This is a genomic window from Rhabdothermincola sediminis (genome assembly GCF_014805525.1).
GTDB lineage: Bacteria > Actinomycetota > Acidimicrobiia > Acidimicrobiales > Acidimicrobilacustridaceae > Rhabdothermincola > Rhabdothermincola sediminis.
Genome location: NZ_JACFSZ010000001.1, coordinates 155,975 through 173,081, shown reverse-complemented (window position 1 = coordinate 173,081; position 17,107 = coordinate 155,975). Strand labels below are relative to the sequence as shown.

Here is a 17,107-nt window from a genome sequence, read left to right as displayed (position 1 = left end):
CCCGACAAGCACCGACCGATCGGTCAGCGCACGTCGAAGCGGTCGAGCTCCATCACCTTCTGCCAAGCGGCGACGAAGTCGTGCACGAAGCGCTCGCCGGAGTCGCTCTGGGCGTAGTACTCCGACAGCGCCCGCAGCTCCGAGTGCGAGCCGAAGACGAGGTCGCACGCGGTGGCCGTCCAGCGGAGCGCACCGCTGGCCCGATCGCGCCCCTCGTAGACGTGCTCCTCGGTGGGCGACACCCGCCACTCCGTGCCCATGTCGAGCAGGTTCACGAAGAAGTCGTTACTCAGCGCTCCTGGGCGGTCGGTGAGCACCCCGAGGGAGCTGGCGCCGTGAGTGGCACCGATCGCCCGCATCCCGCCGATCAGCACCGTCATCTCTGGCGGGGTCAGCGTGAGCATGAAGGCTCGGTCCAGCATGAGCTCCTCCGGGCGGCGCTTCTCGCCCGCTCGCAGGTAGTTGCGGAACCCGTCGGCGGCTGGCTCGAGCACCGAGAACGACTCGACGTCGGTCTGTTCCTGGGTGGCATCGGTCCGCCCCGGTGTGAACGGCACCGTGATCTCGAGACCCGCCCGCCGGGCGGCCTCCTCGACCCCGACGCCGCCCGCCAGCACGATCAGGTCGGCCAGCGAGATCCGCACCCCGTCGGTGCGGGACTCGTTGAACCGCTGCTGGATCGCCCCCAGCACCTCGAGCACCCGGGCCAGCTCGGCGGGCTCGTTGGCGTCCCAGTCCTTCTGAGGTGCCAGGCGGATGCGGGCGCCGTTGGCCCCGCCGCGCTTGTCGGTGCCCCGGAAGCTGGACGCGGCCTTCCACGCCGTGGTGACCAGCTGCTGGACGCTCAGCCCCGACTCCTGGATCAGCTGACGGAGCTGGGCGACCTCGGCGTCTCCGACCAGTTCGTGGTCGACGGGTGGCACCGGGTCCTGCCACAGCTGAGGCTCGGGCACCCAGGGCCCCAGGTAGCGGGACACCGGGCCCATATCCCGGTGGAGCAGCTTGTACCACGCCTTGGCGAAGGCCTCGGCCAGCTCTTCGGGGTGCTCGTGGAACCGCTTGGCGATCGGCGCGTAGATGGGGTCGACCTTCAATGCCAGGTCGGTGGTGAGCATCATCGGCGCGTGCCGCACGTTCGGGTCGTGCGCGTCGGGAACGGTCCCCTGCGCCTCGGGGTTCTTCGGCTTCCACTGCTTGGCCCCGGCGGGGCTCTCGGTCAGCTCCCACTCGTAGTTGAACAGGTTGTCGAGGTAGCCGTTGTCCCAGCGGATGGGATCGTTGGTCCACGCGCCCTCGAGGCCGCTGGTGATGGTGTCGGGGCCTTTGCCGGTGCCGAAGCGGTTCTTCCAACCGAGACCCTGGTGCTCCACCGGGCAGCCCTCGGGCTCGGGTCCCACGTATTCGGCGGGGGCGGCACCGTGGCACTTGCCGAAAGTGTGCCCGCCCACGATCAGGGCCACGGTCTCCTCGTCGTTCATGGCCATCCGGCCGAACGTGGCCCGGATGTGGCGAGCCGCAGCCAGTGGATCGGGGTTGCCGTTCGGGCCTTCGGGATTCACGTAGATCAGCCCCATCTGCACCGCGCCGAACGGCTCAGCCAGCTCGTCGTCGGCACTGTGGCGCTCATCGCCGAGCCAGGTGTCCTCCGATCCCCAGAAGACCTCGTCCGGTTGCCAGATGTCCTCGCGACCGAAGCCGAACCCGAAGGTCTTGAAGCCCATGGATTCCAAGGCCACGTTGCCGGCGAAGACGATCAGGTCCGCCCAGGAGATCTTGTCGCCGTACTTCTGCTTGATGGGCCACAACAAGCGGCGGGCCTTGTCGAGGTTCGCGTTGTCGGGCCAGCTGTTGAGGGGAGCGAACCGCTGCGCGCCGGTGCCGCCTCCGCCGCGACCGTCGGTGATGCGGTAGGTGCCCGCGGCGTGCCAGCTCATGCGGATGAACAGCGGCCCGTAGTGGCCGTAGTCGGCGGGCCACCAGTCCTGCGAGTCGGTCATGAGAGCGATGAGATCGGCCTTCAACGCTTCGACGTCGAGCTCGGCGAAGGCCTCCCGGTAGTCGAACGAGCCCCGACGCGGGTCGCTGACCGGCGAGTGGGCTCGCAGCAGGTCGAGGTCGAGCTGATCGGGCCACCAGTCCTTGTTCGTGCGAGGCCGATGAGCCTTCGGCTTGGGTGCGGGGATGACGGGGTTCTCGCTCTCGCTGTGCTCACTCATGGCGCACCTCCGGGATGGTGGGACGGATGGGCCGGTTGGTCGGTGGTCAGGACGCGGTGGCGGCGCACGTGGGACATCGACCCCAGAAGACGACCTCGGCTTCGTCGATGGCGAAGCCGGCATCGTCGGAGGGGGTGAGGCAGGGGACCGCGCCGGTGACGCAGTCGACGTCGACCGTTCGACCGCAGTCCCGGCAGACCAGGTGGTGGTGGTTGTCCCCCACCCGTGCCTCGTAGCGGGCAGGCGACCCTGCTGGGCGGATGCGGCGGATCAGGCCGTACTCCCACAGGGTGGTGAGGGCGTCGTAGACGGCCTGCTTCGACACGGCGCCGAGTTCGGCACGCACCGCGGCCTCGATCTCCGCGGCCGTGGCGTGCGGCTGGGACGAGACGACCCGCAACACCGCGAGACGCTGGGCGGTCACGCTCAGGCCGTGCCCACGCAGGGTCTCCTCGAAGTTGGATTCTCGGGGACCGTGGACTGCCACAACATCAAGACTAGACCTAAATCTGGATTATGTCCAGATTTATCTACGTGCGGGGGCCACTCGTCAGCGCCTGCGGAGCAGGTACAGATCGAAGATCCAGCCCCGCTCGCGCCGCAGGGCCTCACGCCGCTGCACGATCGCCTCGGCCACCTCCCCGAGCGGTCCGGACACCAGCACCTCCCCCGGCATGCCCAGGTACGCCCCCCAGAAGATGTGCCAGCCCTTATCCCCCAACTCGGTGAAGCTGCACGAGCGGTCCAGGAACACCGCCACGTCCTCGATGCCGGGGGGTAGACCCTCCCGCAGTCGGCGTCCGGTCGTCACGAGTAGTGATCCCCCCACCCGGTGCAACACGATGCCGTGGCGAGCGGCCAGGAGCTGCAGGCTGCTGACACCGGGGACCACCTCCACATCGACCCGGATGCGGCCCCGAGCGTTCAGCTCGTCGAGCAGCCGCAGCGTGCTGTCGTACAGCGCTGGGTCACCCCAGACCGGCATACCCACCCGAGCGCCTGGCCGGACCTCCTCGACCAAGAATCGCTCGAGGACCTCGGCGCGGGCCAGGTGCCAGTCCCGCACCGCGTGAGCGTAGGCACCGTCGACATCTCGCTGCGGATCGTCCAACGTGACCAACCGTGGCGGCGTGCCAGCACTCGCCCGGTCGAGCACCTCCCGGCGGAACGCCAGCAGCTCGGCGGCCCGCTCGCCCTTGTCGAATCCCACCACGACATCCACCGACGCCAGCGCCTCGAGTGCCTGCACGGTCACCATCCCGGGATCACCCGGACCGATGCCCACCACCACCGCCGTGCACGCCGTCACGCCAGATGTCCGTCGCTCCACCGGGGTGAACCTACCGATCGCGGTGTCGCGGAGCTGCAGCGGCTCGCCGGCTTCGGCCCCTCCGAGCCGGCTCGGTACATTCGCAGCCGTGACCTCCCCGGCCTTCGCCGACGCGCTGCGCGAGCTGCGGCGGACCCGGCGCCGCAACCGCCTCGCCGAGGTCCACTGGGTCGACGCCCTCTACCGGGTCTACATCGCGGCCCTGGCCGCGGTGATCTTCGTGCTGTTCGCCGCGGGTCGCTTGCCCGATGATCGGCTGTCGAACGACGAGGCGTTGACGTTCCTGCACGACTCGGTTCCCGTGCTCGGGCTGATCTTCGCGGTGGCCGCCGGTATCGGCGCCCGATCTGGCGGGCGCGGCGGGCCCCTCGTCCTGGAGGGACCGGTGGTGCTGCACGAGCTGGGCGCACCGGTCGACCGCAACCTGGCGCTGCGAGGCCCGGCGCTCAAACAGCTCCGGTTCCTGGCCTTCGCCGGGGTCGTGGTCGGCGCCATCGTCGGCGAGCTCGCGGCGCGGCGCCTACCCGTGAACGTGGCGGCGGCCATCACCGCCTGCGCGGTGACCTTCGCTCTGCTCGCGGTGCTCGCCGCCGGGGTGGCCATGGTGCTGTCGGGCCGGCGGGTCGGATGGCTGGCGGCCAACCTGGTCGCGGGGGCGATCGTGGGATGGTCGGTGCTCGACCTGCTCGCCGGTACCACCACCTCGCCGCTCACCCTGCTGGCCCGGTTGGCGTTCTGGCCCATCGAGATCGCCCCGAGCGCGCTGGTCGGCGTCGCGGTCGCGGTCGCGGTGCCTCTCGCCGGGCTGGCGAACGTCGGGGGCCTCTCGATCGAGGCGGCCATGCGGCGGGCCGGGCTGATCTCGCAGCTACGCTTCGCCGTCACCCTGCAGGATGTCCGTACCGTCGTCCTGCTACGCCGGCAGCTCTCCCAGGAACGACCCCGAGCCAGGCCGTGGATCCGCCTCCGGCGGGGTGGCCGGTTGCCGGCCGCCTGGCGGCGAGACTGGCAGAGCGTGGCCCGCTTCCCCGCCGTGCGCCTGGTGCGCCTGGCGCTGCTCGGGGTGGCCGCGGGCCTGGCCGCCGGCGCGGCCTGGCGCGGCGTCACCCCCATGATCGTGGCGAGCGGCCTGGCCCTCTACGTCGCAGGGTACGACGCGGCCGAGCCGATCGCCCAGGAGGTCGACCATCCCACCCGTTGGGAGAGCTTCCCCATGGAGCCGGGGAGGGTGCTGCTCCAGCACGTGCCCGCAGCCTTCGTGGTGATGACGATCGTGTACGTCATCGGGGTGGTGTCGTCGATGGTGCTGGTCCCCGTCGAGGTGGTGGTGCGGCTGGCACCCGCGACGATGGTCACGGCCGCGGGCGCGGCGGCCCTCGGAGCGGCCGTCGGCACCTCCCAGGGCGCCCCGGACGTGGCCCAGATGGCGGGGCTGGGACCCGACATGATGGGGTTCGTCCTGCTCGGGCGGCTAGTGCTACCCCCCGCCCTGGTCGTGCTCGGCCTGCTGCCGTTGCTCGCGGCCGGCAGCGACGCGGATGCCCTCGACCTGCCGGCAGTCCAGAGCGCCACGACCTATAGCTTGTTCGCGCTGCTCGGAGCGTTCCTCTGGCTCCGGTACCGCAAACCCAAGCACCTGTGAGCCTGCCATGACTTTCGCCATGCCCGCCCCGCCCCCGCCGCCCGCGGCCCATCCGGGTGCTGCGCTGGAGGTCGTCGGGCTCGCCAAGGACTACGGCGACGGCATGGGCCTCTCCCCGGTCGACCTGGTAGTGCAGCCCGGCGAGCTGGTGATGCTCGTGGGGCCGAACGGGGCGGGGAAGTCCACGTTCCTCGGCCTGTGCGCCGGGCTGCTCCAGGCGAACGAGGGCCACGCCTACGTGCTCGGCCAGCCCGTCGGCAGCATCGAAGCCCGGGCGGCCACCTCCTACCTGCCCGACGCGCCGGTGCTCTACGACGACCTCAGCGTGAACGAGCACATCGAGTACATCGCCCGGCTGCACGGCACCCAGGACTGGGAGAGCTACGCCGACGACCTGCTCGAGATGTTCAACCTCACCGAGCGCGCCGACGACCTACCGGCGAAGTTCAGCCGGGGCCTCCGCCAGAAGGCCGCGCTGATCCTCGGCCTGATCCGGCCGTTCAGCCTGCTGCTGGTCGACGAGCCCTTCGTCGGCCTCGACACCCCGGGCCAGGAGACCCTGGTGGACGTGCTCGCGGACGTGGCCGAGCAGGGCGCGGCAGTCATCGTCTCCACCCACCAGCTCGACCTGGCCCCCAAGGCCACCCGCTGCGTCGGCCTGCAGGACGGCCAGCTCCACTACGACGGGCCGGCCAACCCGGAGAAGATCCGCACCCTCGTCGGTGCCTGAGCGCCGCTCCGCCGGAGGTATGCCGCTCCTCGGCATGGCGCGGCGCGACCGGCGGGCTGACCCGGCACGCGACCGCACCGCTCTGCGAGGCTGGACCGGTGGCGATCTCGCCAGCGGCGGCAGCCGCACCGTTCCGGTTCGACCGAACCTGGACCTTCCCCGTCACGGCCGGCGCGTTCTGGGCGATGATCGAGCGAACCGAGGACTTCCCAGAGTGGTGGCGCTGGTTGCGCGCCTTCGACGCCGACGGCCTGTATCGAGGGGCACGGGCCCGGTTCGAGATCCGCGCCCCCCTGCCCTACACCCTGCGCTTCGAGGTCCAGGTCGTGGAGGTGATGGAGCGAGCCGTCGTCGGAACGACGGTCGCCGGCGACCTGACAGGACCGGCCCGCCTGGAGCTGCTCGAGGTGCCCGGCGGCTGTCGGGCCCGGCTGTGCTGGGCACTGACCCCCACCAACCCCGCGATCGGCCGGCTGGCCCGAGTGGCCCGGCCGCTCCTGGCCTGGTCGCACGATCAGATCGTGCGAGCCGGCGTCCGCCAGTTCGAGCAGGTGGTGACGGCCCACGCTCGATGATCCGCACAGCCACGCGACCCCGGGTAGCGTCCCGCTCGATGTGCGACACGCTGTGCTCCATCCAACCCGGCCGCACGCTGTTCGCCAAGAACTCCGACCGACCGGTGCGTGAGGTGCAGCTCATCGAGGCGCACCGCCGCCGCGACCGCGGCGGCGAGCTGCACACCCAGTACCTGTCCCTCGCCGACGAGGGAGCCGCGGCCCTGATCGGCGCCCGGCCCGACTGGCTGTGGGGCTTCGAGCACGGCGTCAACGAGCACGGGGTGGCCATCGGCAACGAGAAGGTCTGGACCGCCGACGATCCGGAGCGGGAGCCGCCTGCGTTGATCGGCATGGACCTCGTGCGCCTCGGCCTCGAGCGGGCCGGGACCGCGGACGACGCCCTCGACCTGATGACCGCGCTGCTGGAGCGCCACGGCCAGGGTGGGGTCGCAGATGCCATCGACGACGAGGCGTACTTCTCGTCGTTCCTCATCGCGGATCCACGATCGGGCTGGGTGCTCGAGACCAGTGGCCGCAGCTGGGCGGCCCGCCCCGTGCCAGCCGGATCCGGCGCCGCGATCTCCAACCGGATCGGCATCCGGGACGACTGGACCCGGGCCTCGGTCGATCTGCGACCGGGCGATGACTGGGACCGCTTCCGCGACCCGCAGGCCTGGACCGGGCTGGCCGACGTGCGGCTCGCGGTCACCTGCCCGGTGGTCGACGCCGCGGGCCCCGCGCCGTCACCGCTGGACCTCCGGCGGGTGCTGCGCGATCACGGGCAGCCAGCCCGGGCGATCCCCACCACGACGACCAGGGGCCTCCCGGATCCCGCCATCGAGGCCGATGGCACCGGCATCACGGTGTGCATGCACGTGCGCGGCTACCAGTGCACGACCTCCTCGATGATCGCCGAGCTGCGAGCGGACGGCGACGAGCCGCCGGTGCGGGCCTGGGTAGCGATGGGCAGCCCATGCACCAGCGTGTACCTCCCGGTGTTCGTCGGACAGGGACCAGCACCCCTCGTGCCCCCGGCGCTGGGGGAGGTCGCCACCTACCGGCGCTTCGCCGCCCTTCGCGAGCGGGTGGAGATCGATCCGTGGGACCGCGACGCGTCCGACGAGGCGCTGGCGACCATCCGTGGGGTGCTCGATCCGGTCGAGGACGAGCTGTGGGAAGAGGCTGAACAGGTCGCGGCCGACCCCGCACGCTGGGCGTCGTTCGTCGGGGAGAGCTGGACGCGGGTGGACCGCGCGCTGGCCCGCCTCGGGGTGTGAGCGGGTCCGGCTGTCAGCTCTCGGGGACGAGCCCGAGGGCCCGATCGACCCGCAGGGCAGCCTCTTCGTCGTCGACCTTCCACGACACGGCGAGCTCGGAGGTGAGGATGTGCCGGGCCTTGGCGTACATCGACTTCTCGGCGGTGGACAGCGAGCCGTTGCGCTGGCGCAGCGCCAGGTTGCGCACCACCTCGGCGCACTCGTAGACGTCGCCGGACTTGAGTTTCTCCTGATGGTTCTTGAACCGGCGCGACCAGTTCGAGGGCACCCGCACATCGGTGGCCGCGAGCACCTGGAGGACGTCCGCGGCGTCCTCCTCCGAGATCGCCGTGCGGACCCCGAGGTCCTCGGCCCGGTCCTCGGGCACCGAGACCTTCATGTCGCCGGAGGTTCCCCAACCACGCTCCGGGACCGAGAGGACGAGATAGGTGACCTTCTTGCCGTCCAACATCCTCGGCTCGCGGGCCACGATCTTGGCTACGCCATGGGCGGGATACACGACTTTCGAACCGACTCTGAAGCGCACCGACGACCTCCGACTGGAACGGCGGACCATCCAGTGTGCCTCATCGACCGCCGATTCACACCATCGGGCGACCCCCGACGGCGACGCGGCGACCGCCGCCGGTCACCGATCCCTCCCATCGTCGGCGGCGATGACCTACCGTGGTCCCATGCGGCGCATCGCCAACAGCTGGGCCCTCGCCAAATCGTCCTGGGCGGTCCTCAAGACCGACAAGGAGCTCGCCGCGATCCCGGTGATCAGCTTCGTGTGCACAATCGTGGTCATGGCCCTCGTCGGGGGTGCCGCGTGGCTCACCCTCGACCCGACCTCCCAGGCGGGTGAGACCGAGGTCACCCCGACGCCGTTCACCTACGTGGTCGGCGCGGTGGGGTACCTGCTCATCACATTCGTGGTCACCTTCTTCGCCGCGGTGCTGGTCTCGGGCGCCTATCAGCGGCTCACCGGCGGTGACCCGACACTCGCCAGCGCGTTCCGCCAAGCCAACTCCCGGATCGGCCCGCTGTTCCTGTGGTCCATGCTCACCGGCACCGTCGGACTGATCCTCCAGGCCCTCCGTGACCGAGCCGGGTTCCTGGGCCAGATCGTCGTCAGGCTCGTCGGGATGGCCTGGGAGATCGTCACCTGGCTGGCGGTACCGGTCGTGGTCGTCGAAGGTACCGGGCCGGTGGACTCCCTCAAGCGGTCCGCCACGCTGTTCAAGCAGACCTGGGGTGAGAACCTCGTCGCCCAGGGCGGCTTCGGCATCCTCGGCCTGCTCGTCGTCCTGCCCGCGCTCCTCGTCATCTTCGTGGTGGTCCCCGCCATCCCCATCGCCGGGATCGCCATCGCCGCCATCTGGATCGCGGTCACCTCGGTGGTGCTCAGCGCGCTCAACGGCATCTACCGCACCGCGCTGTACCTGTTCGCGTCCGGAGGGCAGGCCCCGGCCGCGTTCAGCTCGGAGGAGCTGCAGGCCGCCTTCCAGCCCAAGACCCGCCGCTTCTGAGCGAACTGTTCAGCAGCACGCGGCTGCACACCGCGAATCGCTGAACACTTCGGAAGGGGTGAGCGAACTGTTCAGCAGCACGCGGCTGCACACCGCGAATCGCTGAACACTTCGGAAGGGGTGAGCGAACTGTTCAGCAGCACGCGGCTGCACACCGCGAATCGCTGAACAGTTCGGGATGGGGCGGCGGGGCGGGCCGGTGCGGTACCGTCGGTCGCCATGGGCTCGTTGGCGTTCTTTCTCGTCCCGGTCGTCATCGTGGTGGTGGCAGCCACCATCCACGTGCGGCTCGACAAGCACCTCGACCGCGGGACCCACCGGCGGACGATCGAGCTGTACCTGATCTGGCTCACCGCCGGCAGCGGCGCGTGGAGCATCTTCGGGGGTACCGGCCACATCGGTCCCAACTCCACCGAGATCGCCGAGCAGATCGGCTACGCCCCGAGCATGTTCCAGTGGGAGGTCGGCTGGGCCGACATCACCATCGGGGCCCTCGGGGTGGGCACGATCTGGCGGCGCGACGGCTGGCTGACCGCTGCGGTCTGGAGCTGGGCGCTCCTCTACTGGGGTGACGCAATCGGGCACGTCATGGAGTGGGTCGCGCACGACAACAACGAACCGTCGAACGTGTGGGTGCTGCCGACCGACGTCGGCGTACCGTTGGTGGCGGTGATCCTGCTCGCCGCCTACCGCCGGGCCAGCGGGCCGGCAGGCCGTCTGACACCCGCGCAGGCGGGGGCAGGTGTGGGCGCATGACCGGGAGCACCGAGGGCGCCGTGACCTACCGGCTCGACGGCTCCGTGGCAGTCATCCGCATCGACGACGGCAAGGCCAACGCCATCTCGCACGCCATCGCCGCCGAGCTCGACCGCGGGCTCACCCAGGCCGAGACCGACACCGCCGGGGCGGTGGTCATCGCCGGCCGGCCCGGACGGTTCTCCGCCGGGTTCGACCTCACCGTCATGCGCAGCGGCATCGACGAAGCCCGTGACCTGCTACGGGTGGGCGCCGAACTCGCCCTGCGCATCTACACCTTCCCAGCACCCGTCGTGCTGGGCGTGACCGGCCACGCCCTGGCCATGGGCGCCATCCTGCTGCTCGCGGCCGACACGAGGATCGGCGCCGCGGGGGAGTTCAAGATCGGCCTCAACGAGGTGGCGATCGGCATGCCAGTCCCCCGGTTCGCAACCGAACTCGCCCGGGATCGCCTCTCGCCCCGGCACCTCACCGCAGCAGTGAACCACGCCCGGATCTACGACCCCACCACCGCCGTCGATGCGGGTTACCTGGACGAGGTGGTCTCACCCGACGACGTCGAGCAAGCCGCGCTGGACCACGCCGGCACCCTCGCCACCACCCTCAACCCAGCCGGGTTCCGGCGAACCCGTGAGCACCTGCGGGGCGAGCGGGCCGAGCGAGTCCGGGCCGGTCTGGCGGCTGACATCGCCGCGTTCGTCGTCGAGCCGTGACCCGAAACACAGGAGGCATCGAGGGCATGGCGGACGAACCGATGGTGGATCGGCTGGCCGACGAGTGGGCCTCGATCGACGCGCTCTGCGACGGCTTCACCGAAGCGGAATGGCAGACCCCGACCGCCTTGCCCGGCTGGACCGTCAAGGACTGCGTGAGCCACGTCGTCGGGGTGGAGCGCATGCTCATGGGTGACCCGCAACCGTCCGTCGACGTCTCCCACCTCCCCTACCTGCGGGACGCCTTCGCCGTCAGCCTCGAGACCTGGGTCGAGGAACGCCGTTCCCGTCCCGGTGCGGAGCTGCTCGCCGAGTTCCGGGAGCAGATCACCCGCCGGCTCGAGCACCTGCGGGCCATGACGACCGAGGAGTTCGATCGGCCGAGCCTCTCACCCATCGGCGAGGTGCCCTACCGGGACTTCATGGCCGTGCGGGTGTTCGACTGCTGGATGCACGAGCAGGACATCCGGCGGGCGCTCGACCGGCCGGGTCACCTGACCGGTCCGGTGGTGGACGTGGCCCTCGAGCGCTTCCGGGCCGCGCTGGGCTACGTCGTCGGCAAGCGAGCTGGAGCCCCGGAGGGCAGCTCCGTGGTGCTCGTGACCACTGGCGGTCCCGGGATCACCTTCCCGGTGGTAGTGGACGGCCGGGCCCGGCTGGTCGAGCAACCACCCGACGATCCGACCGTGCGGATCACCCTGCCCTTCGAGACCTTCGTCGCCCTGGGGGGCGGGCGCTGGGACGCCGAGCAGGCACGCGCCGCCGGAGGCGTCACCATCGAAGGCGACATCCCTCTCGGCGAGCGGGTGCTCGCCTCGCTCGCCTTCACGCCCTGACCCCGGTCCGCGACGGGCGCGCCGGGCCGCGACCGGCTAGCGAGTGGGGCGCACGAAGAGCATGGCCCGAGGCGACTCCAGCAGCACGCCCTGGGCGACGCTGCCGAGCGGGTGGTCGTCGAGCCCGCTGCGGCCGTGGGTGCTCATGGCGATGACCGCGTCCTCGTGGTCGGCCAAGAAGCGGCACAGGCCGGTGGCCGGATCGGGTGCCTCGAGCAGCTCGAACGAGGTCCTCGGCACCTCGGCACCAACCGCCGCCACCCGCTCCTCCAAGTAGCGCCGTTCGCCCTCGTGCCCGCCGGCACCCCCGCCGCCCGCCCGCACCACGCCCACCAGGATCAGGTCGAGCTTCAGCTCCCGGGCCCACTGCACCGCCACGGGCAACACCTGTTCGGATTCGGGCGAACCGTCGAGGGCCACCACCAACTCGGTCATGGGCAGGCCCCGGGTCACGTCGGTCTTGGGGCCGATGACCAGCACCGGGACGGGTGACTCGAGCAGCACCTGCGCGGGCATGGCGGCCATGACCGGCCGGCGGCGCAACCCTCCCGGCTTGGTGCGGATCGGGATGGCGATGATCGGATCCGCCCGGTGCCTGGCCGCCTCGATGAGCGCGCGGCCGAGGTCGTGGTCGAGGTCGACCCAGAAGTCGACGTCGGAGCCACTCATCGACATCGCCCGGGACTTGAGCGCGGCCTTCGAGGCCTTGTCGCTGGCCTCGGTGTTGTTGACGATGACCACCCGGGCATCACAATGCCACGCCAGGTCGCCCGCCGGTGCCAGCACCGCCCGGGCCGGGAGCGTGCCGTCGAAGGGGACGATCACGTTCGCGTACATCCGAGCCATTCTGGCTCAGCCCGGCGACCCCGCGATGCGTCCCGTGCTTCCCTGCCGACCGGGGCCCACCCAGCGGTACACGCTGAAGAACGACACGCCGGCCAGCGACGCCAACACCACCCAGAACACCGCCCGGCTCGTGGCATCGGTCCCGGTGGTGAGCAGGTGCACGGTCGCCAGCCCGTACACCAGGTAGCTCGTGAGATGGATCCGCCCCCACCACCGCTTCGGGAGGCGCTTCATCAGCAGCGAGGTGACCTCCACCGCCAGCAGGAAGTAGAAGGCGATCACCCCCCACGCCACCGCCACCGGGCGCCAGGAGCTGGCGAAGGGCACGAGCAGGTCGGCCGCGTCGAACTGGACGTAGGAGTCGGCCCACAGGCCGAGCAGGTGCACCCCGACGAACAGCACCGTGAGCCCACCCAGGAACCTATGGAGGTCGAGCAACCACGGGGCCTTCGGTCTCCGCCCGAGGGCCCGGGTAGACAGGGCCAGGCCCCACAGCACCGCGAGCGCGGAGAGCGCCCAGGCGACCAGCCCGCTCGAGCGGGCCAGGTGCCACCACACTTGCGTCGCGCCGAGCACCGAGGTCATGCCAAGGCCCCGGCGAGTTCGTACTTCTCGAAACCGCCGACCCGCGACACGCAGCGGTCGGCGTCCACCATAAGCGCAGCCATCTGGTGCTCCACGACGATCGAGGTGCCGACGGCCGCACCCGCTATCAACGCCGCCTTGCCGACCACCTCGGCGAAGGCCGCCGTCGCTCCCACGACGGACACGGTGACCAGGTCGGACTCCGCCGGGAGGCCGGTGGCCGGGTCGATCAGGTGGTGGTAGCCCCGCCCGCCGACGGTCCAGCGCCGCCGGGTGGTCGAGCTGGTCGCCACCGCACCCTCGGCCAGGCTGACGACCGCCCGATCGTCGACGTCGATGACCCACCCGTCCGGGGAGGGGGACGCGCCTGCCACCCGCACGTCGCCCCCGACGTTCACCGACGCGCCGTCGGCACCTGCATCCAGGAGGTGTTCGCAGACCAGGTCGGCCGCCAGACCCTTGCCGATGCCGCCGAGGTCGATCGCCACGCCGGCCGGCAACCGTACGGTCCGATTGGCGGGGTCGAGCTCGATGCCCACGCAGCCAGGGCACGGCAGTGGCGCGTCGGTCCGGGGTCGGGGACCGGCGTGAGTCAGCAGCTCGAAGCTGCGGTCGTAGCCCACTCGCTCGAGGGCCCGCAGGACGGTGGGGTCGTAGTACCCGAAGGTGTCACGCCACGCCTCCACCGCTCGCTGGACGGCGTCGAAGGTCACCGGGCTCAGCTCCACCGGCGTGCCGGCGACGGCGTTGAGACGGCTCAGCTCACTGTCGGGGCGGAAGCGACTCCACCGCTCCTCGAGCGCCTCGAGCTCCCGCACCGCGAGCTCCACCAGCCGCTCGGTCGCGACGCCGACCACGATGACGTGGGCCTCCGAGCCCATGGCCGGGAACCGCCGCTCAGCTCGCACGGCTCTTCGTCACCGGGGCTCGGGTCGATCCCGACGAGGACGATGACGACGAGGATGGCGATGAGGACGAGCCTGACAGGGTGGACGACGATGACGACGAAGAGGATCCGGACGACGACGCCGGCGTCCCCACCGTGCTCGAACGTCCGGGGGTCGCCCGGCTGGACGCCGTCGAGCTGCGGGCCGTCGAGCGCGACCCGTCGTCCGGGACCAGCAGGTGACGCCGCCTGACGAGGGTGGCCGGAGGACCCGACGAGGTGGCCGGATCGTCCCCCACCACCTTGGACCCGCTGGAGGGGCCGCTCACGGCGAGCTGGACCGCTTGGCTCGATGCCTGATCACGCTGGAGGGCCATCGCCGTCATCAGCGCCGCGGTCGCGGTGAGGCTCAGACCTCCGGCCAGGACCCGCGCGGCGGCCGCGGGGTGTCGACGACGCCGGGGCGGTGAGGAGGCTCGAGGCGAGGAAGGCGAGGGGGGAGGCACCGGAGGACCCTGCCTCGCCGGCTCGTCAGTCGTCATCAGGGTCCCGCTCCCGTTCGATCTCGTGCTCGAGGTCGTCGTCCTCGCCGTGCCGCTCACGGTCGTCGTCGACACGCACCCGGGTCGTCGTCGTCGGCGACGCCGAGGCGGCGCTGCTGCCCGCGCCCGTCACGGCCGGATCGAGGCTCGCCCCACCCTGCTCCCATCGATCATCCCCGGTCGCACCGGCCGAGGAACTCGATCCGCCGGCGCCGGTGGTGCTGGGGGGTGCAGAGGCGGGTTCGACCACGTACTCGTCGACCACCACCACCCCGGGGCCGGCGGTGGTCGGCGGGACGGTACCGGCGAGGTCGCTGACGGTCTGCGCGTCGAGCGTCCCGACCTCGCCGTCCGCTCCGGCCATCCCGAGGATCCCGAGGTTGGCCGCCACGACAGCCGCTCCGGCGGCGACGGTGAGCGCCCCGACGCCGGCGAAGGTGAGTGCGACCCGACGATCCATGCGTGCTCCTCTCGACGAGCAGCGGCTCCGGGAGGAGCCGGCTTCCGATGGTCCGAGCGTACGAGTCGGCCTCCCAACGCCAGGCTCGGGCCGGGTTAAGTCCTGGCAAAGTCCGCTCCCGGCCCGACCCTGCCGTGACAGCCTGGTGACGTGCAGGTGCTACTCGTCGAGGACGACGACGCGATCGCGGAGCCCCTGGTGCGGGGCCTCGAGCGGGAAGGCTTCACGGTCAGTCGGGTCAGCACCGGAACCGACGCCATCGCCCACGACCCGGTCGACGTGATCCTCCTCGACCTCGGGCTGCCCGACATCGACGGGTACGAGGTCTGCCGCGAGCTGCGTACCCGATCCACCGTCCCGATCATCGTCATCACCGCCAGGGGTGACGAGGTCGATCGGGTGATCGGGCTGGAGCTCGGCGCCGACGACTACGTGGTCAAGCCCTTCGGGTTCCGCGAGCTGGTGGCCCGCATCCGGGCCGTGACCCGCCGGGCGACTCTGGCTGCACCCTCGAACGGGGTGTTCACGCTGGGCCCGCTGTCGGTCGACACCCGCCGGCGGCGGGTGCACGTGGGAGGCGAGGAGGTGGTCCTGACCCGCAAGGAGTTCGACCTGCTCGCCCTGCTGGCGGAGGATCCCGGAGCGACCCGGACTCGCGACGAGATCCTCGAGCGGGTGTGGGACGCCCACTGGTACGGCCCCACCAAGACCCTCGACGTGCATGTCGCCTCGCTGCGCAAGAAGCTCGGAGACCCGACGTTGGTCGAGACCGTCCGCGGCGTCGGGTTCCGACTCCGTGCCCCGGGTTGAGTCTTGCGCCGCCGCCTCCTGCTCTCCTACCTCGCCTTGACGGTGCTGGTGCTCGCCGCGCTCGAGATCCCGCTCGCGGTCAGCTACTCGCAACGGGAGCGGGAACGGCTCGAGACCAACCTGCTGCGCGACGCGTTCACCCTCGCAGCGTTCGTGGAGGACTCGCTCGAAGGGCTCCGACCCATCGACGAGCAAGTGTTGGTCGACGGCTACACGGCGCGCACCGGGGCCCGGGTGGTCATCGTCGACGCGAACGGGGTGGTGCAAGCCGACTCGGATCCACCCAGTGAGGGTCAGCGGTCCTTCGTGAGCCGTCCGGAGATCGCCGAGGCGCTCGAACAGCGGATCGTGACGGGGAGCCGATGGTCCGACACGCTGGGCACCGAGCTGCTCTACGTGGCGGTGCCGGTCAGCTCGGGGGGCGTGATCCACGGCGCAGTCCGGCTCAGCTACTCCACCGCCCAGATCGATGAGCAGGTCCACCGATATTGGCTCCTGCTCGGGGCCATCGCCGCGGTGTCGCTGGCCGCGGCGGCCGGGGTGGGCACCTTGTTCGCCCGGTGGGTCACGAGACCGATCGACGAGTTGCGCCGGGCTGCCGCGGCACTCGGTGGAGGGGCGCTGGAGACCCGGGCCCCGGTCGGCTCCGGCCCCCCGGAGCTACGTGAGCTGGCTCGGGCCTTCAACGCCACGGCCGCTCGGCTCGAGCAACTCGTGGGCGCCCAGCGGCAGTTCGTGGCCGATGCCTCCCACCAGTTGCGCACCCCCTTGACCGCCCTGCGGTTGCGCTTGGAGATGATGGAGAACCACATCGACGAGGTGGCGGCCGATGACCTCGCCGGCGCCACCCGGGAGGTGGGCCGGCTCGCCAGGCTGGTCGACGGCCTGCTCACCTTGGCCCGTGCCGACCGCGGCCCAGACGCGTCGGCCGCCGAGGTCCTGTCCCTCGACGAGCTGCTGGGCGAGCGAGCGGCGGCGTGGGAGCCGATCGCCACCGAGCGCGGCATCCGCCTCCACGCCGACGGGGCAGGGCTGACGGCCCTGGCCACGCCCGATCACCTCATGCAGATCCTCGACAACTTGCTGGCCAACGCCCTCGATGCCGCGCCGAGCGGCTCGACCATCGAGCTGCGGGCCGAGCCCGGCGGCCGTTCCGACGGTCATCCCGCCACCGTCGCCATCCACGTCATCGACCAGGGTCCCGGCCTCACACCGGAGCAGCGCGGGCGGGCCTTCGACCGCTTCTGGCGGGCGGGCACCAGCCGGGACGAGCTCGGGGGGAGCGGTCTTGGTCTCTCGATCGCCAGCCAACTGGCCCGGGCCGACCACGGGGATCTGACCCTCGAGGAGGCACCTGGGGGAGGCATCGACGCCGTCGTGCGACTCCCTCTCGCCCCGCCACGCTGAAGC

19 protein-coding genes are annotated in these 17,107 nt (G+C 71.2%); 11 read left to right on the top strand and 8 right to left on the bottom strand.

Annotated features, from left to right (window positions below):
• Positions 1–23 precede the first annotated feature (23 nt).
• The 3 genes from katG to cobF all read right to left on the bottom strand — a co-directional run bounded on the left by katG (position 24) and on the right by cobF (position 3,546).
• Complete coding sequence (gene katG, locus HZF19_RS00940; protein ID WP_372443422.1) at positions 24–2,339, bottom strand: catalase/peroxidase HPI; 2,316 nt, start codon at positions 2,337–2,339, stop codon at positions 24–26.
• Entirely contained in the window at positions 2,263–2,703 is a 441-nt protein-coding gene (locus tag HZF19_RS00935; protein WP_208026846.1) for a Fur family transcriptional regulator, read from the bottom strand. Before HZF19_RS00935 ends, katG begins: the two co-directional genes overlap by 77 nt.
• 63 nt (positions 2,704–2,766) lie before the next feature.
• Positions 2,767–3,546 (bottom strand): precorrin-6A synthase (deacetylating), encoded by a 780-nt coding sequence (cobF, locus tag HZF19_RS00930; RefSeq protein ID WP_208026845.1) that lies wholly within the window; start codon positions 3,544–3,546, stop codon positions 2,767–2,769.
• 88 nt (positions 3,547–3,634) lie between these two features.
• Here cobF and HZF19_RS00925 point away from each other — a divergent pair, with 88 nt between their 5' ends.
• The 4 genes from HZF19_RS00925 (at position 3,635) to HZF19_RS00910 (ending at position 7,752) form a co-directional block, all read left to right on the top strand.
• Positions 3,635–5,188: a hypothetical protein gene (locus HZF19_RS00925; protein WP_208026844.1), complete on the top strand. Its 1,554-nt coding sequence runs from the start codon at positions 3,635–3,637 to the stop codon at positions 5,186–5,188.
• 19 nt (positions 5,189–5,207) lie between these two features.
• The gene (locus HZF19_RS00920; protein WP_208026843.1) at positions 5,208–5,918 is read left to right on the top strand and encodes an ABC transporter ATP-binding protein; all 711 of its coding nucleotides are present in this window, start codon (positions 5,208–5,210) and stop codon (positions 5,916–5,918) included.
• Between the two features lie 98 nt (positions 5,919–6,016).
• Positions 6,017–6,493 carry an SRPBCC family protein gene (locus HZF19_RS00915; RefSeq protein WP_208026842.1) on the top strand — a complete coding sequence of 159 codons (477 nt, stop codon included), beginning with the start codon at positions 6,017–6,019 and terminating at the stop codon, positions 6,491–6,493.
• A 38-nt stretch (positions 6,494–6,531) separates the two neighbouring features.
• The gene (locus tag HZF19_RS00910) at positions 6,532–7,752 is read left to right on the top strand and encodes a C69 family dipeptidase (protein ID WP_208026841.1); all 1,221 of its coding nucleotides are present in this window, start codon (positions 6,532–6,534) and stop codon (positions 7,750–7,752) included.
• A gap of 13 nt (positions 7,753–7,765) precedes the next feature.
• Here the strand turns inward: HZF19_RS00910 and HZF19_RS00905 are convergent, their stop codons facing one another.
• Positions 7,766–8,278: a CarD family transcriptional regulator gene (locus HZF19_RS00905; RefSeq protein WP_208026840.1), complete on the bottom strand. Its 513-nt coding sequence runs from the start codon at positions 8,276–8,278 to the stop codon at positions 7,766–7,768.
• Between the two features lie 148 nt (positions 8,279–8,426).
• Here HZF19_RS00905 and HZF19_RS00900 point away from each other — a divergent pair, with 148 nt between their 5' ends.
• The 4 genes from HZF19_RS00900 to HZF19_RS00885 all read left to right on the top strand — a co-directional run bounded on the left by HZF19_RS00900 (position 8,427) and on the right by HZF19_RS00885 (position 11,568).
• On the top strand, positions 8,427–9,263 hold the full coding sequence (locus tag HZF19_RS00900) for a DUF6159 family protein (RefSeq protein ID WP_208026839.1): 837 nt from the start codon (positions 8,427–8,429) through the stop codon (positions 9,261–9,263).
• Between the two features lie 219 nt (positions 9,264–9,482).
• A complete protein-coding gene (locus tag HZF19_RS00895; RefSeq protein ID WP_208026838.1) occupies positions 9,483–10,019 on the top strand; it encodes a DUF6790 family protein in 537 nt (178 codons plus the stop codon).
• The gene (locus HZF19_RS00890) at positions 10,016–10,732 is read left to right on the top strand and encodes a crotonase/enoyl-CoA hydratase family protein (protein ID WP_208026837.1); all 717 of its coding nucleotides are present in this window, start codon (positions 10,016–10,018) and stop codon (positions 10,730–10,732) included. The genes HZF19_RS00895 and HZF19_RS00890 overlap by 4 nt, the downstream gene beginning before the upstream one ends.
• A 26-nt stretch (positions 10,733–10,758) precedes the next feature.
• The gene (locus HZF19_RS00885) at positions 10,759–11,568 is read left to right on the top strand and encodes a maleylpyruvate isomerase family mycothiol-dependent enzyme (RefSeq protein WP_208026836.1); all 810 of its coding nucleotides are present in this window, start codon (positions 10,759–10,761) and stop codon (positions 11,566–11,568) included.
• Positions 11,569–11,604: 36 nt separating this feature from the next.
• Here HZF19_RS00885 and HZF19_RS00880 read toward each other — a convergent pair whose 3' ends face one another.
• Genes HZF19_RS00880 through HZF19_RS00870 form a run of 3 tightly spaced genes read right to left on the bottom strand, consistent with a single transcriptional unit; the run spans position 11,605 to position 13,907 of the window.
• Positions 11,605–12,405 carry a universal stress protein gene (locus tag HZF19_RS00880; RefSeq protein WP_208026835.1) on the bottom strand — a complete coding sequence of 267 codons (801 nt, stop codon included), beginning with the start codon at positions 12,403–12,405 and terminating at the stop codon, positions 11,605–11,607.
• Between the two features lie 15 nt (positions 12,406–12,420).
• Positions 12,421–12,999 carry a ferric reductase-like transmembrane domain-containing protein gene (locus HZF19_RS00875; protein ID WP_208026834.1) on the bottom strand — a complete coding sequence of 193 codons (579 nt, stop codon included), beginning with the start codon at positions 12,997–12,999 and terminating at the stop codon, positions 12,421–12,423.
• A complete protein-coding gene (locus HZF19_RS00870; RefSeq protein WP_208026833.1) occupies positions 12,996–13,907 on the bottom strand; it encodes an FAD:protein FMN transferase in 912 nt (303 codons plus the stop codon). Before HZF19_RS00870 ends, HZF19_RS00875 begins: the two co-directional genes overlap by 4 nt.
• 80 nt (positions 13,908–13,987) lie before the next feature.
• Between HZF19_RS00870 and HZF19_RS00865 the strand changes: the two genes are divergently transcribed.
• Positions 13,988–14,128, top strand: coding sequence for a hypothetical protein (locus HZF19_RS00865; protein WP_208026832.1), 141 nt, complete (start codon positions 13,988–13,990; stop codon positions 14,126–14,128).
• A gap of 288 nt (positions 14,129–14,416) precedes the next feature.
• Here HZF19_RS00865 and HZF19_RS00860 read toward each other — a convergent pair whose 3' ends face one another.
• Positions 14,417–14,887, bottom strand: a complete 471-nt coding sequence (locus HZF19_RS00860; RefSeq protein WP_208026831.1) for a hypothetical protein — start codon at positions 14,885–14,887, stop codon at positions 14,417–14,419.
• 150 nt (positions 14,888–15,037) lie between these two features.
• On the opposite strand from HZF19_RS00860, the gene HZF19_RS17020 reads away from it, so the two are divergent.
• Together HZF19_RS17020 and HZF19_RS00850 are read left to right on the top strand one after the other, a co-directional pair.
• Positions 15,038–15,697 carry a response regulator transcription factor gene (locus tag HZF19_RS17020; RefSeq protein ID WP_208026830.1) on the top strand — a complete coding sequence of 220 codons (660 nt, stop codon included), beginning with the start codon at positions 15,038–15,040 and terminating at the stop codon, positions 15,695–15,697.
• A gap of 3 nt (positions 15,698–15,700) precedes the next feature.
• A complete protein-coding gene (locus HZF19_RS00850) occupies positions 15,701–17,104 on the top strand; it encodes a sensor histidine kinase (RefSeq protein ID WP_208026829.1) in 1,404 nt (467 codons plus the stop codon).
• Positions 17,105–17,107 lie beyond the last annotated feature (3 nt).

What these genes read in the sequence shown, in the direction of transcription:
- katG (WP_372443422.1), bottom strand. Translation starts at nt 2,339, where the DNA reads ATGCCGGCTTCGCCATCGACGAAGCCGAGGTCGTCTTCTGGGGTCGAT.
- HZF19_RS00920 (WP_208026843.1), top strand. Translation starts at nt 5,208, where the DNA reads ATGCCCGCCCCGCCCCCGCCGCCCGCGGCCCATCCGGGTGCTGCGCTG.
- HZF19_RS00910 (WP_208026841.1), top strand. Translation starts at nt 6,532, where the DNA reads ATGTGCGACACGCTGTGCTCCATCCAACCCGGCCGCACGCTGTTCGCC.
- HZF19_RS00900 (WP_208026839.1), top strand. Translation starts at nt 8,427, where the DNA reads ATGCGGCGCATCGCCAACAGCTGGGCCCTCGCCAAATCGTCCTGGGCG.
- HZF19_RS00895 (WP_208026838.1), top strand. Translation starts at nt 9,483, where the DNA reads ATGGGCTCGTTGGCGTTCTTTCTCGTCCCGGTCGTCATCGTGGTGGTG.
- HZF19_RS00890 (WP_208026837.1), top strand. Translation starts at nt 10,016, where the DNA reads ATGACCGGGAGCACCGAGGGCGCCGTGACCTACCGGCTCGACGGCTCC.
- HZF19_RS00885 (WP_208026836.1), top strand. Translation starts at nt 10,759, where the DNA reads ATGGCGGACGAACCGATGGTGGATCGGCTGGCCGACGAGTGGGCCTCG.
- HZF19_RS00880 (WP_208026835.1), bottom strand. Translation starts at nt 12,405, where the DNA reads ATGTACGCGAACGTGATCGTCCCCTTCGACGGCACGCTCCCGGCCCGG.
- HZF19_RS00875 (WP_208026834.1), bottom strand. Translation starts at nt 12,999, where the DNA reads ATGACCTCGGTGCTCGGCGCGACGCAAGTGTGGTGGCACCTGGCCCGC.
- HZF19_RS00860 (WP_208026831.1), bottom strand. Translation starts at nt 14,887, where the DNA reads ATGGATCGTCGGGTCGCACTCACCTTCGCCGGCGTCGGGGCGCTCACC.